The organism is Agrobacterium burrii (assembly GCF_017313405.1).
GTDB lineage: Bacteria > Pseudomonadota > Alphaproteobacteria > Rhizobiales > Rhizobiaceae > Agrobacterium > Agrobacterium burrii.
The window spans coordinates 18,747-33,580 of sequence record NZ_JAFLNA010000021.1 but is presented as its reverse complement, the minus strand read 5'-3'; the positions used below and the strand labels follow the sequence as shown (position 1 = coordinate 33,580).

14 protein-coding genes are annotated in these 14,834 nt (G+C 59.5%); 3 read left to right on the top strand and 11 right to left on the bottom strand.

Annotated features, from left to right (window positions below):
* Window positions 1-345: 345 nt before the first annotated feature.
* The gene (locus tag JZX89_RS27205; protein ID WP_149901608.1) at window positions 346-723 is read left to right on the top strand and encodes a hypothetical protein; all 378 of its coding nucleotides are present in this window, start codon (window positions 346-348) and stop codon (window positions 721-723) included.
* A gap of 80 nt (window positions 724-803) precedes the next feature.
* Here the strand turns inward: JZX89_RS27205 and JZX89_RS27200 are convergent, their stop codons facing one another.
* The 7 genes from JZX89_RS27200 to JZX89_RS27170 all read right to left on the bottom strand — a co-directional run bounded on the left by JZX89_RS27200 (window position 804) and on the right by JZX89_RS27170 (window position 9,102).
* Window positions 804-1,628, bottom strand: coding sequence for an AraC family transcriptional regulator (locus tag JZX89_RS27200; RefSeq protein ID WP_174375143.1), 825 nt, complete (start codon window positions 1,626-1,628; stop codon window positions 804-806).
* 203 nt (window positions 1,629-1,831) lie between these two features.
* Entirely contained in the window at window positions 1,832-3,565 is a 1,734-nt protein-coding gene (locus JZX89_RS27195) for a M14 family metallopeptidase (protein ID WP_207135983.1), read from the bottom strand.
* Window positions 3,566-3,570: 5 nt separating this feature from the next.
* A complete protein-coding gene (locus JZX89_RS27190; protein ID WP_149901547.1) occupies window positions 3,571-4,419 on the bottom strand; it encodes an ABC transporter permease in 849 nt (282 codons plus the stop codon).
* 6 nt (window positions 4,420-4,425) lie between these two features.
* Entirely contained in the window at window positions 4,426-5,349 is a 924-nt protein-coding gene (locus JZX89_RS27185) for an ABC transporter permease (protein WP_188356158.1), read from the bottom strand.
* 77 nt (window positions 5,350-5,426) lie between these two features.
* Complete coding sequence (locus JZX89_RS27180; protein WP_207135982.1) at window positions 5,427-6,962, bottom strand: ABC transporter substrate-binding protein; 1,536 nt, start codon at window positions 6,960-6,962, stop codon at window positions 5,427-5,429.
* Between the two features lie 42 nt (window positions 6,963-7,004).
* Window positions 7,005-8,825, bottom strand: a complete 1,821-nt coding sequence (locus JZX89_RS27175; protein WP_153516852.1) for an ABC transporter ATP-binding protein — start codon at window positions 8,823-8,825, stop codon at window positions 7,005-7,007.
* Window positions 8,826-8,964: 139 nt separating this feature from the next.
* On the bottom strand, window positions 8,965-9,102 hold the full coding sequence (locus tag JZX89_RS27170; protein ID WP_174375138.1) for a hypothetical protein: 138 nt from the start codon (window positions 9,100-9,102) through the stop codon (window positions 8,965-8,967).
* Between the two features lie 401 nt (window positions 9,103-9,503).
* On the opposite strand from JZX89_RS27170, the gene JZX89_RS27165 reads away from it, so the two are divergent.
* Window positions 9,504-9,797: a putative quinol monooxygenase gene (locus JZX89_RS27165; protein WP_174375137.1), complete on the top strand. Its 294-nt coding sequence runs from the start codon at window positions 9,504-9,506 to the stop codon at window positions 9,795-9,797.
* Window positions 9,798-9,857: 60 nt separating this feature from the next.
* Here the strand turns inward: JZX89_RS27165 and JZX89_RS27160 are convergent, their stop codons facing one another.
* Window positions 9,858-11,759, bottom strand: coding sequence for a bifunctional sugar phosphate isomerase/epimerase/4-hydroxyphenylpyruvate dioxygenase family protein (locus tag JZX89_RS27160; RefSeq protein WP_207136019.1), 1,902 nt, complete (start codon window positions 11,757-11,759; stop codon window positions 9,858-9,860).
* Window positions 11,760-11,880: 121 nt separating this feature from the next.
* Here JZX89_RS27160 and JZX89_RS27155 point away from each other — a divergent pair, with 121 nt between their 5' ends.
* Window positions 11,881-12,573 carry a TetR/AcrR family transcriptional regulator gene (locus JZX89_RS27155; RefSeq protein ID WP_149901543.1) on the top strand — a complete coding sequence of 231 codons (693 nt, stop codon included), beginning with the start codon at window positions 11,881-11,883 and terminating at the stop codon, window positions 12,571-12,573.
* Here the strand turns inward: JZX89_RS27155 and aroQ are convergent.
* The 3 genes from aroQ to JZX89_RS27140 form a co-directional block, all read right to left on the bottom strand.
* Window positions 12,548-12,991 carry a type II 3-dehydroquinate dehydratase gene (gene aroQ / locus JZX89_RS27150; RefSeq protein ID WP_207135981.1) on the bottom strand — a complete coding sequence of 148 codons (444 nt, stop codon included), beginning with the start codon at window positions 12,989-12,991 and terminating at the stop codon, window positions 12,548-12,550. The genes JZX89_RS27155 and aroQ overlap by 26 nt on opposite strands.
* Window positions 12,988-13,857, bottom strand: a complete 870-nt coding sequence (locus tag JZX89_RS27145) for a shikimate dehydrogenase (RefSeq protein ID WP_207135980.1) — start codon at window positions 13,855-13,857, stop codon at window positions 12,988-12,990. Before JZX89_RS27145 ends, aroQ begins: the two co-directional genes overlap by 4 nt.
* 202 nt (window positions 13,858-14,059) lie before the next feature.
* Window positions 14,060-14,821 (bottom strand): amino acid ABC transporter ATP-binding protein, encoded by a 762-nt coding sequence (locus tag JZX89_RS27140; protein ID WP_149901540.1) that lies wholly within the window; start codon window positions 14,819-14,821, stop codon window positions 14,060-14,062.
* Window positions 14,822-14,834: the final 13 nt, after the last annotated feature.

The following is a 14,834-nucleotide window of genomic DNA, read 5'->3' as shown; positions in this document are numbered from 1 at the left end:
ACCGATCCAGGCTGCCAGATTGATGAGTGCGATGACCAAAGTAAAATGAAATAAGGGGGGTAATAAATAACCTGACGGTTATCAATCCCCGCTTCATCCGCGTCTGCCTGCAATGGAACCCACAATAGGGATCGCTGGATGATTCTCAATACAAGGCCTGCCGGTAACCATCGCGGGCGGCTTGTCTGCGAGCTTCCGCGTCTGGATGTCCCGTTATCAAAACCGGCTGCAGCAGGGTGACGGGAAAACACGGATTTCATGCGCGCAAAATGATATGCCTTAACCAGTTCTAAGGGGATTGTTCGTAGTCTCGCGAAGCATATTTTGAAATTTATTTGGTGTCTGATGGGCGAATATCAAAATAAAGCTGTTGAGCTGATGCGAAATCGCGTCGGAGAAAGTATACTCAACAACAAGATCGAGCGCCGCGAGGCGTTTCTGCGCAAGGCGCTGGCTCTGTATCACGTCATGGGTGGTACGGGGGAGGGTGTTCAGGCGGCGACGAAGGACATTGCAACCCTGCCGGTGCCAACCGTCGACGTGGCCGTCGGAGATGTCATGTACAAGCTCGCCGCAATCGGCCATGTCGCCGATATCGATATCATTCAGGCCGGTTATAACAAGCTCGACGCCGCGAACCTGCATATCCTCAGCAAAGGCAAGAAGCTGTTGCAGAAGCAGCGGGAAAACAAGCTCGCCGCTACCACAATGCCGGCAAAATAAGCCTCATTTCCGTTCCTGCCCGCCGAAAGTGCGGTTCAGTGCATGCCCCAACACCAGGCTGGGGCATGCTATTTCAGACGTCAGGCGACGATCGGAATCCAGATTTCCACAGTGCCCCGTCCTGTTTGCGGATCGAAACGTCGATCATACAGTTCGAAATCGGGGGAGCGGGCAGTTTTAAGGCCGGCATCGGGCAAGACTTTGTTCCAGATCGTATAGACCGTTTTGGGAAGATCCGAGATATGGCCACTATGGGTGAAGACCGCGTAGGATTGCGCGGGCACCTCGATGTGATCCATGCCAGCTGTTTTCTTCAGCGCTTTGACGCCGGCTAGATATGTGCAGTTGCCAGCTTCATCCGCAACGCTGCATATGCCGTAAGCGGCCCCGGATACCGCCTCCTCGATATCGTTTTCACGAGTATTAAAGGCTTGCCAGAGCGCCGGAATAGCGCTGTTGTTCTCCAGCGAACAGGTGGTGCTGAGACCGACTACCAGGAAGGCCTCGGCGCGGCGCATTTCCGGTGGCTGGACTTCGACGAACATGTCTTTCTTCATTTTGAATGGCTCCATGAGATCAAGGGATGAGGTTGATCGGGCCTTGCGAACAATACTCGGTAATATGTTGAAATAATTCGCAAAGGCTCGTGTGAACGCCTCATGAGATCCGTATCCCGCACCAAGCGCGACGGTGAGGATGTCAGCATCGCACTGCGCGATGGTTCTGGCCGCCTCGGAAAGTCGACGCGCCCGGACATAGGACATGATCGACAGGCCGGTGGAAAGCTGGAACAACCGGCACATATGATGTGTGCTGATGGCGCAGCGGTCGGACAGGACCGTCAATGTCAGGTTTTTATGCAGATCGGTTTCGATCTGCCAGATGAGCTTGTCCAGAGCGGGCATGGGGTCTCCTGTGGTTCACGCCCGCACCATGCAAAACCGCTCCGCTTCATGCTTGATCGGGTTTGACTTGTTGTCGCGCATGGGCCTGACAATACAGGAGACATCCGAACATCTATCGGATGTTGCGCCGCTGCTTCCAAGTTGACCGGGTGCCAGCGCGCCCGAAGGTGAACACGCTGGCATGGGGTCCCTGCCTGGCGATGTCAGGCGACTTGCGGCGACACGATCTCCTGCCAGGCGTCATAGGCCGATAGAACCGTTTCCATCTGCGCGGTATGGCCGGTGATGAAATCATCTCCGTAGATCGTTTCGTCCGGATATTCAGTGATCAACGTCATCGGCACGGTGTGGCGGTCGTCGATGGAAGACAGGCACGGGAAGCCGTTGATGATGCGGAAGCCGGTTTCGCCGGCGTGGATTTCATAAAGCGCGATCTGGCGATTGTTGTAGTCGAGCAGGCCGGGAATGGCGCCCAGATGTCGGGTCACCCGGTCGAGCAGGGCTTCGGCCTGTCTTTCCCAATCCGCATGGTGACGGATGATGAGGAAGAAACCCTTCGGCAGCGTCCACATGGCGAAATTGCGCGGCACATAACCTGATAGAGGCCGGGTCCATTCATGTGAGGGATATCCGTGCAGGTTCACATGCAGGCTTGCGCCGCTCATCTCCTGCGCCTTGAAGCGGATTTCCTTCTCGTTGAGATGGCTGCCTGAATTTTCCGGCGTGCGATATTCGAGGTCGTCGCCCAGCGCCGTGTAGCGCGCGGCATGGTGCATATGGCGCGGATTGTCGAGGCGCAGCCGCTGATGCAGGGCGTAGCCGTCAGGGTTTTCCAGCGGCGAGATGGTGAAATGCGCGCCCCTGCGGTCTGCGAGTTTGCGGGCGGCGCGGATGGCGCCGACGATGCCTGTCGTTTCGTTGGGGTGCTGGCCGCCGCTCACCATCACGGCGGCATCGCTGCCGGCCACATAACGGGCGGAAAGGATGCGGCCAGAACGGGAGCGCGCCTCGAAGACTTCGCCGCCGATATCCGCCAGCAGAGCCGAAAGCTGCCCTGCCGCGATCGGTTCACGGGCCGTATCGATCGGCTGTTCGCCGCCGTCGAGGAAGGCGGTGGTGAGCTTGCGGGTCTCGATGCGGAGGGAGGTTTCGCCTTCGTTTTTGACGATTTCCGGTACGATCTGGCCGGGTTTCAGGCCCCGGTCACCCAGCGGTCGGCCGGATTTCTTCTGGAAGAATTCCAGCAGCGAGAAATAGAAATCCTCATGCAGTGCTTCACGCAGGCTGACGACTTCGTCGCCGATGGGCAGGACCATGTCTTCGGCCGGATGCGCGACGCGGATGTTCAGTTCCTCGAAATAGGGCTCTTCATTGCCCCAGCCGTGGTTGGCGACGGCATGGATTGCCGCTTCGAAAAGCTGCTCGTAATCCGTTGCCAGTCGCTCGCCCGTCGCGTCACCGGCAAGCCGGAACCAGCCGGTTGGCGAGACATTGGTTTCGCCGATGATATCGGTATGAACCCGGTTTGGGGCCAGAACCTTCAGGCTTTCCTTCTTGCCGTTGCGGCTCAGCGTAACGTCATAGTGGAAGGCGTCGCCGTCGCGGGCGGTGAAATTGATCTTCGCATCGCCCACCAGAGCCGCCAGCGGATAGGCCTCCAGCCGGAAACGGTTGGCGGGCGCATTGGCGTGCACCGGGTAACCCACCTCGATGGTGTCGACGCCTTCCAGATTGATCTCTTCCAGAAAGGTGAAGAGAAGCGGTTTGTAGGCGCTGCGGATACGGGCGCTGACGCCTTTTTTCTTCAGCCTTTCTTCGGCTTCGCGGCGGCTTTTGGCATCATCGAAGGTCCATGCCTCGAAGGACTGGCCGGGCCTGGCGCGGGCGACAAGCGTGTCCAGCGTGCGCTCGAAGGTCTGGTCGAAAATCTGGCTCATCTGGATTACCTCGAGGTTCTGCCTGTTGGGTCAAGGCTGTCGCGCAACCAGTCGCCGAGAAGGTTGAGGCCGAGCACGGTGAGCAGAATGGCAAGGCCGGGGAAGACGCTGACCCACCATGCCGTCTGCAAGTAAGTGCGGCCATCCGCCAGCATGCCGCCCCAGCTCGGAATGGTCGGATCAACGCCGAGACCGAGGAAGGTGAGGCTGCTTTCCAGCAGGATGTTGTTGGCGACGTTGAGCGTCATCAGCACGATGACCGGGCCGATGAGGTTCGGCAGCAGGTGCTGAAGAATGATGCGCCAGTCCTTCACGCCGATGGCGCGGGCCGAGAGAATGAATTCCCGCTCCCGCAGCGTCAGCACCGAGCCGCGCACGAGGCGGGCATATTGCACCCATTGCGATATGATCAGCAGGATGATGGTGTTGGTAAGGCTGCCGCCGACAATGGCGATGAAGGTGATGGCGAGCAGAATGAAGGGCATGGCGAGCTGGATATCGGCAAAGCGCATGACCAGCATATCCCAGAAGCCGCGATAATAACCGGCGACCAGGCCGACCGCGACGCCGAAGATGACCGCGCCGATGACCGAGGTGAAACCGACCAGCAGCGAAATCTTGCCGCCGGCGACGACGCGGGCGAGCACATCCCGTCCGAGCGGATCGGTGCCGAGCGGATGGGCGGCATTGGCGAAGGGTTTGGCAAGGCGCGCCATCAGGTCGATCTTGTCCGCCCCGCCCGGAAACAGCACGTCGGAAAAGACGACCGCAAGGCAGATGACGGTGGTGAGGGACGCGCCGAGGATGAATTCGAGATTGGTGAAGCGCGACAGGCGCGAGGTTTTGGCAGCCATCGTCACTTACTCCGTGCGGATGCGCGGATCGACCAGCCCGTAGGCGATATCGACCAGAAGGTTGATGCCGACGATCATCAGCGACAGCACGGTGATGACGGCCTGAAGCACGGGATAGTCACGCGCACCGACCGCATCGAAAGCCAGCGTGCCGAGACCCGGCCAGTTGAACACCCGCTCGATGACGACGATGCCGCCGAGCAGCCCGCCAAATTGCAGGCCGAAATAGGTGATGAGTGGAATGGCGCAGTTGCGCAGCGCGTGTTTGTAGAGAACCTTGCTTTCGCTGAGGCCCTTGGCGCGCGCCACCATGATATATTGCGAGCGCAGCGTATCGAGCATGGCGGTGCGCACGAGGCGCACATTGGTGGCGGTCAGGATGACGCCCATCGTCACTGATGGCATGATGTAGCTGGCAAAACCGCCCATGCCGCTCGGTGGCAGCCAGCCGAGCGTGATGGAGAACAGGAGAACCAGCATGGTGGCCAGCCAAAAATTCGGGAATGACAGGCCGATGAGCGAGAAGATGCGGATCACCTGATCGGCCGTCTTGCCGCGCGAGGTCGCGGCCTTGATGCCGAGCGGGATAGACAGCGCAATCGACACGGCCATGGAGATGAAGGCGAGTAGCAGCGTGGCGGGCAGGGCATCGGCGATGAGCCGCGAGACCGGCGTGCTGCCGGTGAAGCTGCGGCCGAAATCCAGCGTCACCAGACCCTTGAGGAAGCTGAAATATTGCACGAAGAACGGCCGGTCGGTGCCGAGCGCTGCGCGGATGCGTGCCAGATCGTCTTCCGTCATGCTGCCGCCGCCCTGGAACATGGTGACAGCCGGATCGCCCGTCAGGCGGACGGCGAAAGAAACAAGAAGGGTGATGGCGATGACGACAAAAATCGCCTGCAGCAATCGCTTGATGAGGAAACCGGCCACGTTTTTTACCTTGAAGAGAGACCCGACCTTGCCCGCATTGCGGCGGGCAAGGTGTGTTGTTCAGAAAACCAACCTGATTATTCGACGGTGACGTCGGTAAGCTTCAGGCGGTTATCCGGCGGTGCGATGAAACCCTTGACCCGCTTGTTGATGCCGTAAATGGCATTGGTGTTGTAAAGCGGAATTTCCAGCGCACGTTCGGCGGCATAAGCGCCGACTTCCTTGAGGATCTTTTCGCGCTCGGCACGGTCGGTCAGCGGACGCTGCGATTCCAGCAACTTGTCCAGTTTCTCGTCCTTGTCGTAAGGGTTCCACTTTTCACCCGAGTGATACATGGAATAGGCCGTGTTATCGTAATCGAAGGTCCAGCCGCCCCATTTCTGCTGGAACATCGCGCCGGTCTTGCCCTGCGGAATGATGTCGTTCAGCAGAACGTTGGTTTCATAGGGCTTGATGGTGGCGGTGATGCCGACCATGGACAGATAGCTGGAAATAACCTGCGCCACTTCGTTCATCGTCGCATCATTGCCGCGGATATCGATCTGCAGCGCCGCACCCGGCTTGACGCCGGCTTCCACGAGAAGCTTCTTGGCGCCCTCGGGATCGTAAGGCAGTGGCTTCAGGTCGGCATCGTAACCGAAGGACAGCGCGCTCTGGAAGCTGGCGATTTCCGAGGCCTGGCCGGCGAGGATCGACTTGACGATGGTGCCGCGATCGACGGCCATGATGATCGCCTTGCGCACTTTCGGATCGGCGGTGATGCCATCACGGGTGTTGAAACGCAGCGCGTCAACGGTCGGGCCGGGAACGCTGACGATCTCCAGCTTGGAATCGCCTTCGATGACAGGGATCATGCCGATCGGGATGGTCGGCGGAATGACGAGATCGACGCGGCCTGCCTGCAATTCGGCAACGGCGGTCGCCGGCTCGGCGATGAAGCGATATTCAAGCTCGGAAAGTTTCGGCGCACCGCCCCAGTAATCCGGGTTGGCTTCCAGCTTGATATTGGTCTTCGGCGCGTAGGAAACGAATTTGAATGCGCCGGTACCGACAGGGTTGAGGTTGAAATTGTCCTCGCCCTTTTCCTTGATGTAGGCAGGCGGAACGATCATGCCGCCATAACCGGCAAGCTTGGTGAGCAGCACCGGATCCGGCGCCTTCAGCTTCATGTCGACGGTGTAGTCGTCGATGACGTCAACGCTTTCGATGGCGACGTAGTTGGAGCGCTGCGGGCCTTTGGCACCCTGTTCGCCGAGAAGGCGCTCAAAGGTGAACTTGACGGCGGCGGCGTTGAAGGGCTCGCCATTATGGAACTTGACGTTCTGGCGCAGCTTGAAGCGGATGCGCTTGCCCTCGTCCAGCTCTTCCCAGGATTCGGCAAGGCCGGGAACCAGTTTCAGGTCCGGGCCGCGATAGGTCAGGCCATCGAAGATGTTGGTGGCCACAGCCGCCCATTGCACGAGGAAGGTGTCGATCGGATCCCAGCTGCCGGGGTCCTGCGGGCTGGAAATGGTCATCTTGCCGGCGGCGAAAGCCGGTGCTGCGGTGAAGGCCGTGCCGGCCAGCGCAAGCGCGACGAACGTTGTCGTCATCCCCTTTTTGATATTTGTCATCTACCTGTTCCTCTTCAGATGGTTGCGGTTTTTCGCGGTTGTTCAGGCGCTCTTTGCGATAAAGTGGCCCGGATTGATTTCCTCATGGGCGAGAATGGCCGGCTCATCGCCGACACGGCGCACGGGGTTGGGTATTTCGCCCTCGATCATGGCGATGCGGCGCTCGACGGACGGGTCGGCAACCGGCACGGCCGAAAGCAGACGGCGGGTATAATCATGCGTCGGCGTTTCGAAGACCTGCTGGCGGCTGCCCATTTCCATGATCTGGCCGAGATAAAGCACGGCGACGCGATGGCTCATCTTTTCCACCACCGCCATGTCATGGCTGATGAACAGGTAAGCGAGACCGCGCTCGGCCTGCAAATCCATGAACAGATTGATGATCTGCGCCTGAATGGAGACATCGAGCGCCGACAGTGCCTCATCGGCGATGATGAGTTTCGGGTCGGAGGCGAGCGCGCGGGCAATGCAGACACGCTGGCGCTGGCCGCCGGAAAACTCGTGCGGATAACGCGATGCATGTTCGGAGCTGAGGCCCACACGCTCCAGCAATTCATCCACCCGCCGCCGTACCGCCTTCTGATCATTGATCAAACCATGGGTGTTGATCGGCTCGGCAATCGAGAAACCGACCGTCTTGCGCGGATCGAGAGAGGCGAAGGGGTCCTGGAAGATGTATTGCACCTGCTGGCGCATGCGGAACCGTTCCGCCGACGACATCTGCGAATAGCTGCGTCCGTTGAAGGCAATTTCACCTGATACGGCTGTCTGCAACTGCTGGATGGTGCGGCCGATGGTGGATTTGCCGGAACCGGATTCGCCCACCAGCGCCAGTGTTTCGCCGGCATGAATATCGAAGCTGACCTTCTGCACTGCGCTGCAACGGTGCGTCGCCTTGCCGAACAGGTTCTTGCGAATATCGAAGCGAACGAACAGATCCTTGACCGACAGCAGCGGCTTGTCATCGTATTTCGCGGTGTTCTGCACACGCTCTTCGCCGACTATGACCGGCTGGCCATCCTGCAACACGGTGAGCGGCAGGCGCTTGGGAAACTCTTCACCGGTCATGCTGCCGAGGCGCGGCACGGCGGAAAGCAGGGCGCGCGTATAGGGATGCTGCGGATTGGCGAAGATATCCTTGACCGGACCTTCCTCGACCTTCTTGCCCTTCCACATAACGACAACGTCATCGGCCATTTCCGCCACCACGCCCATATCGTGGGTGATGAAGACCATGCCCATGCCGAGCTTCTTCTGCAGGTCGCGCATGATGTTGAGAATCTGTGCCTGAATGGTGACATCCAGCGCTGTCGTCGGCTCGTCGGCGATCAACAGCTTCGGCCGGCAGGCGAGCGCCATGGCGATCATTACCCGCTGGCGCATGCCGCCGGAAAGCTGGTGCGGATAACGGTGCAAAAGCTCGGCCGCATCGGGCAGGCGCACCATGTCGAGCAGTTGCTTTGCCTGCTCCATAGCAGCCGTCTTGCCCAGCTTCTCATGCAGAACAAGCACTTCACAGATCTGGTCGCCGATGGTGAAGACCGGGTTGAGCGAGGTCATCGGCTCCTGGAAGATCATGGCGATCTCCTTGCCACGGATCGACCGCATCTCCTTCTGAGAGGCCTTCAGCAGATCACGGCCTTCGAACAGGATACGACCTGCGGGGTAAGTCGCGCCCATCATGTCCGCAAGACGCATGGTCGAAAGCGAGGTGACCGATTTGCCCGATCCGGATTCGCCGACGATCGCCACCGTCCTGCCGGCTTCCACGGAAAAGGATATGTCGTCCACGACGCGGCTGTCGCCGAACTCGACGCTCAGGCCTTCGACCGAGAGGAGGGCGTTGCGGTTTGCGGCAGTCATGTCAGCGTCTCCGGCTTGGCGTGCGCGGCAATTCTGGCGCGGCCATCTGAATTATGGAAGGGCAAAGGGGCGTCGGACAGGCGTTTGGTATCAAGCTCTGAGCGAAAAACGTGAATGCCGGGGAGAGGCGCATGGTGTCTCACGCCGCCTCAAGGGCGCAATGCGCATCGGATGAGGCCGGCAAACGCGGATATTGCGATCTTGCCCCGGCTCTGAAAGCTACCGCGTCGGTGCCGGCAAAAAGTCCGGCATCGGCCCCGGAATCGATGTTGCGCATGAAACTGTATTCCCCACCCTTGTTTTACAAAAAAGCTAACAAAACCCGACAATCATGTCCAGAGTGTTGAACAATTTTTGTGTACTGCTCTACAAATACGCAAATGCGCTTATTTTGGGCGCGGTGTGTTCTGGCCATCGGGTGAGGAGAAGCCGATGGCTTTAGGTCGCTTTAAAAAGGGTCGCCGCTGGCTGGACTGAGGGCATATGGATGTACGGGTTCTCTCCATACACGAACTGGTGCTCGGGCTTGAACCGGTACTCCATTGCTTTTAACGGTTTGTGGATTCTGGACTAAATCCGGAAAGTTGCGCGGGCTAATTTTATCTTGATGTCGCAATGGTAGAGGTACTGCTATTCGTCGCCCGGGGCGCATGATGTAATTCAACAAGGATAGCGAACATGACGAATAGAACGGGTGCGGTCAGATTATCCGGCTTCCTGCGGTGCGCATCGGTGGAGGATATCCAGCTTGTGGAAACCCATCTTCCAGCGCACCTTCGTCTGACCAGAGCGGAACCCGGCTGCATTTCCTTTGACGTCACTCAGGCCGACGATCCTCTGATCTGGCGAGTGGAGGAACTTTTTGTCGATCGCGCCGCCTTTGATTTCCATCAGCAGCGGACGCGGGCATCGGAGTGGTTCACTGCCACCTCCGCCATTCCACGGGACTATGAGATAGTGACGCTGGCTTGAATGCAGATCGGCCGCATCGACATTACTGCCGGCTGCGGCCTGATCGGAGTTTGACGGGGCCTATTCCCGCGGCATGCCGACCGGTGGGGCGAGGCGCCGTTGCGCGGCAATGCGGAAGGGCGCGTTCATCGCACCATAACCGGCATAAGCCCCACGCCGCTCGATGATCTCGAAGAAGAAACCTTCACCGAAAGTGCGGCTGTAGATCTGGAAATATTCACCATTATCGTCGCGGTCATAAAGAATGCTCGCCTCCCGCAAGGCATCGGAAAATTCCGGTTCAAGCCCGAAACGGGCTTCGAGGTCGTCGTAATAATTGCGGGAGATCGGCAGGGCGTGGAAACCGCGCGCCTGCATTGCCTTTGCCGTCGCGAAAATATCATCGGTGGCAAATGCGATGTGCTGGATGCTGGTGCCGAAACCCTCGGCCAGAAATTTGCCGGCAAAGGTCTTGCGGTTGTCCGCGCCGTTCATGGTCAGGCGGAAATGCGGTGAGGGAACGCTTTCGATCGCTTGGCTGCGCACCAGACCGCCCGGATCGACCACATCCACCATCGGCGTGCGGCGGGTGGAAAACAGCGAGGTGTAGAACAGGAGCCAGGTCAGCATTTCATCATAATGCGTTGTTTGCGCTAGGTGATCGATACGCTTCAGCCCGGCATCGCCTACCGGTGCTTGGCCTTCTTCCGGCACGAATTCATTGTCCCAGATGGAGGCGAGCGCCGGCGAACCGTCAAGGAAATAGATGACGCCATTGCCCACGCCCTGAATGGCGGGAACGGCGACTTCGCCCGTCTTGCGCGGTTCAGTGAAGGTCGGCGCGCCGAGCGCTTCGGCTCGGGCAAGGGCTGCCTGCGCATCATCGACCTTCAGGCCGAAGGCATAGGCATTGGTGCCGTGGATGGAATAGGACGCACCGGCGAAACTGTCGCCTTCATCGCTGGTGTTGATGACAATACGGATATCGCCCTGCGTATAAAGATTGACATCGCGATTGCGGTGCTTGCCGGTTCTTTCGAAGCCGAGCGTGGCGAGCAATGTCTCCAGATGGGATTTTTCTTCCGGTGCCGTGGTGAATTCGACGAATTCCACCCCTTGCGTTTGCACCCGTTCCGGCATGGCGGGCACATCGATGCGAATATCAGGTTCGAGACGGCGCACCTGATCCATGAGGTTGATGAGCGAACGGTGACCGTCCTCGGCGAGCAGGCGGGCCGAGCCGCCGCGAAATTGGTCGTTGAAGATTTCGAGCGACAGCGGGCCGCTATAACCCGTTGCGGCCACGGCGCGCATAAAATCCACCACCGGCAGGTCGCCTTCGCCGGGCATGTTGCGGAAATGGCGGCTCCAGTAGAGCAAATCCATGTCGATCAGCGGCGCATCGGCCAGCTGCACGATGAAGATCTTGTCGCCGGGAATGGAGCGGATCGAATTGGGGTCGATCTTGCGCGACAAAGTGTGGAAACTGTCGAGAATGATGCCGACATTGGCGTGGTCGGCGCGGCGTACCACTTCCCATGCGTCGCGGTGATCGCTAATATGCCGGCCCCAGGCCAGCGCCTCGTAACCGACGCGCACGCCGTGTTTTGCCGCAAGCTCCCCAAGTTCACGGAAATCGGCGGCGGCGCGGTCGATGCCGCCGAGCGATACCGGCGAGACATTGGAACAGATCAGCATCAGATCGGTGCCGAGTTCGCCCATGATGTCGAATTTTCGCTGGGCGCGGTCGAAGGCGCGGGCGCGGTGCGGTTCCGGCATGCCCTCGAAATCACGGAATGGCTGGAAGAGCGTGATGTCCAGACCGTGATCGGCGGCCAGCGCCTTCACCTCGCGCGGTGAGGCGTCATAGGTCAGGAAATCGTTTTCGAAAATCTCCACGCCACTGAAGCCCGCCTTGGCGATGGCCGCAAGCTTTTCGGGAAATTCTCCGCTGATCGACACGGTCGCGATGGATGTGCGCATTGGCATGCTCTGTCTGCCTGTGTCATAGCTCGCCATATTGCCTTCCTTTTCAGCCTTATGTACTGATTGGTTAATAATCAGGGCGTGACCGCAGGCCGCCGCCCCACCGATGGAATGGATGATGACCAAAAGCGCGACGTCGAACGGAACCCGAGACAGCCGGCAGGCGAAGCGCGATCCGGAAGGGGTTCGCCGCGACATTCTTTCGGTCGCCATGGAAGAGTTTTCGCAGAACGGTCTTTCCGGCGCCCGCATCGATGAAATTGCGGCCCGCACGCGCACGTCCAAGCGCATGATCTATTATTATTTCAGCGACAAGGAGAGCCTCTACCAGCGCGTGCTTGAGGAAGCCTATGCCAAGGTGCGCGGCGGTGAAAGCGATCTGGAGCTTGACGATCTGGAGCCGGCGGCGGCGCTCGACAAGCTCTGTCGGTTCACCTTCGACCACCACCGGCGCAATCCGGCCTTCATCCGCATGGTGATGATCGAAAACATTCACCACGGCCGCCACATGCAGTCCTCCGAAACGATCCGCCAGTTGAACCGGCCGGCGATCGACGCGCTGGAAAGCGTGCTGCTGCGCGGCCAGAAAGGCGGCATCTTCCGCGATGGCATCGATGCGCTGGAACTGCACTGGCAGATCAGCGCGCTGTCCTTCTTCAACGTTTCGAACGCCGAGACCTTTTCGTTCATCTTCGGCGACGGCCTGTTTACCGAAAACGGTCAGGAGACATTGTCGCGGCATGTCAGCGACATGGTCCTGCGTTATGTGCTGACGCCCGCCCATATCACGACAATCGGGAAAAACGGTTGATGAGGTGGCGAAGCGCCACCTCGTAACCTTCGATGCCGAGACCGGCGATTACGCCTTCGGCGCGGGTCGAGACGTAGGAATGGTGGCGGAAAACCTCGCGTTTGTGGATGTTGGAAATATGGACCTCGATGACAGGTGCCTCGAAGGCATTCAGCGCATCGAGGATCGCCACTGATGTGTGGGTGAATGCGCCGGGATTGATGACAATGCCCGACGATTTGCCCCGCGCGTCGTGAATCCAGTCGATTAGCTCATATTCGCGGTTGCTCTGCGCGAAGAACAGCTCATGGCCGGCAGCATCGGCCACCTTGCGGCAGTTAACCTCCACGTCGGCCATGGTCTCATAGCCGTAGATTTCCGGCTGGCGCTGGCCGAGCAGGTTGAGATTGGGTCCGTTCAAAACAGTAAAAAGGCTCATGCCACCCCCTCCGCCATGCAAAGTTCGGTGAAATGCGCCGTCATCCGTTCCGCATCCGGCTCGCGGCCGCAGAAGAGACGGAATGCGCCGACGGCCTGAAACACGGTCATGCCGCCGCCGGGCAGGGTGCGACAGCCTTTTGTTGCTGCCGTCGCCAGAAGCTCGGTGACCAGCGGCATATAGACGATATCGGCCACCCAGTGCCGCTGTTCGATGAGATCGGCCGCAACCGGCATGCCGGGGTGGGCGGGCATACCCATTGGCGTCGCATGGATGAGACCATCGGCGAAGGGCAGGGAGGCACCCGGGTCGTCAACGGCAAAGGCGCGGCCTTGGCCGAAACGGGCATTGAGTTCGCCGGCCAACCTTTCCGCCCGCGGGAAATCGCGGTCGAAAATGTCGAGACGGGCGATGTCGAGCTTCAGCGCGGCGTGCGCCACGGCCACACCCGCACCGCCAGCGCCGACCAGCAGCGCCCGGTCACGTTTCGCATCCGGCAGGCCGCGCACGAAACTTTCGTAAAAACCGTACCAGTCGGTATTGTGGCCGATGCGGCGACCGTCTTTGAAGACGACGGTGTTGACTGCACCCAGCATGCGGGCATCGTCCGACAATTCATGCAGGTGCGGAATGACCGCCTGTTTGAAGGGATGGGTAATGTTGGTGCCGGCAAAGCCGCGCGTTTCCAGCTCTTCGAGCAGATCGGCAAGGGCGCTGGCCGGCAGCTTGCGGGCGGTAACGTCGACCAGCTCATAAGTATAATCGAGCCCGTGGGCCGCCCCTTCGCGCATGTGCAGCGCCGGCGATTTGGAAAGCTGGATATCGGCGCCAATCAGGCCGACCTTGAAGGATTTTGTTTCTGTCATGATCGGGTGTCGTTCGTCGGTTCGGGGCAGGCTGCGCCTGCCTTCAGGTTGCTGGCGAGGTGTTGAAACCTCTCCTTCGTCATCCTCGGGCTTGACCCGAGGATCCTAGCCCGTTGAAATCAGTGGATCCTCGGGTCAAGCCCGAGGATGACGTCGCGTATGCCGAGAGGTCGCCACAAGTCTGAGGGCAGATGGACGAACCTCAATGGTGGGCGAGAATTTCGCCGAGGAACGTGCGGGTGCGCTGGTGCTTGGGGTCGCGGAAGAACTCGTCCGGCGGGCCTTCCTCGATGATCTCGCCTTCCGACATGAAGACGACGCGGTCGGCAACCTGCCGGGCGAAACCCATTTCATGGGTGACGCAGATCATCGTCATGCCGTCACGGGCAAGGCCGATCATGGTGTCGAGCACTTCTTTCACCATTTCCGGATCGAGCGCCGAAGTCGGCTCATCGAACAGCATGGCTTTCGGCTCCATGCACAGCGCACGGGCAATCGCCGCGCGCTGCTGCTGGCCGCCGGAAAGCTGCGCCGGATATTTGTCGGCCTGATTGAGAATGCGCACGCGCTCCAGATATTTGCGTGCCGTCGCTTCCGCTTCGGCTTTCGAAAGCCCCTTCACCCGCATGGGCGCGAGCGTGCAGTTTTCCATGATGGTTTTGTGCGGGAAGAGGTTGAAGCTCTGGAACACCATGCCCACTTCGCGGCGAACCGCATCGATGGCGCGGCTGGAATCCGAAAGCGTCGTTCCCTCGACCGTGATCTTGCCCTCCTGGATTTCTTCCAGATGGTTGATGCAGCGGATAAGGGTGGATTTTCCCGAACCCGACGGGCCGCAAAGGACGATTTTCTCACCCTTGCGAACCGTCATGTCGATATTTTTAAGCGCGTGGAAGGCTCCATACCACTTTCCAACCCCTTGAAGGGCGATAAGCGGAACCTCGGCAGTGGTGGATTGTGGCATGGAAACCTCCGGA

Coding starts and splice junctions, on each gene's coding strand:
- JZX89_RS27145 (WP_207135980.1), bottom strand. CDS start 13,857: ATGACAGAAACAAAATCCTTCAAGGTCGGCCTGATTGGCGCCGATATC.
- JZX89_RS27180 (WP_207135982.1), bottom strand. CDS start 6,962: ATGACAAATATCAAAAAGGGGATGACGACAACGTTCGTCGCGCTTGCG.
- aroQ (WP_207135981.1), bottom strand. CDS start 12,991: ATGAGCCTTTTTACTGTTTTGAACGGACCCAATCTCAACCTGCTCGGC.
- JZX89_RS27205 (WP_149901608.1), top strand. CDS start 346: ATGGGCGAATATCAAAATAAAGCTGTTGAGCTGATGCGAAATCGCGTC.
- JZX89_RS27190 (WP_149901547.1), bottom strand. CDS start 4,419: ATGGCTGCCAAAACCTCGCGCCTGTCGCGCTTCACCAATCTCGAATTC.
- JZX89_RS27165 (WP_174375137.1), top strand. CDS start 9,504: ATGACGAATAGAACGGGTGCGGTCAGATTATCCGGCTTCCTGCGGTGC.
- JZX89_RS27160 (WP_207136019.1), bottom strand. CDS start 11,759: ATGCGCACATCCATCGCGACCGTGTCGATCAGCGGAGAATTTCCCGAA.
- JZX89_RS27170 (WP_174375138.1), bottom strand. CDS start 9,102: ATGCGCAACATCGATTCCGGGGCCGATGCCGGACTTTTTGCCGGCACC.
- JZX89_RS27195 (WP_207135983.1), bottom strand. CDS start 3,565: ATGAGCCAGATTTTCGACCAGACCTTCGAGCGCACGCTGGACACGCTT.
- JZX89_RS27200 (WP_174375143.1), bottom strand. CDS start 1,628: ATGCCCGCTCTGGACAAGCTCATCTGGCAGATCGAAACCGATCTGCAT.
- JZX89_RS27140 (WP_149901540.1), bottom strand. CDS start 14,821: ATGCCACAATCCACCACTGCCGAGGTTCCGCTTATCGCCCTTCAAGGG.
- JZX89_RS27155 (WP_149901543.1), top strand. CDS start 11,881: ATGACCAAAAGCGCGACGTCGAACGGAACCCGAGACAGCCGGCAGGCG.
- JZX89_RS27175 (WP_153516852.1), bottom strand. CDS start 8,825: ATGACTGCCGCAAACCGCAACGCCCTCCTCTCGGTCGAAGGCCTGAGC.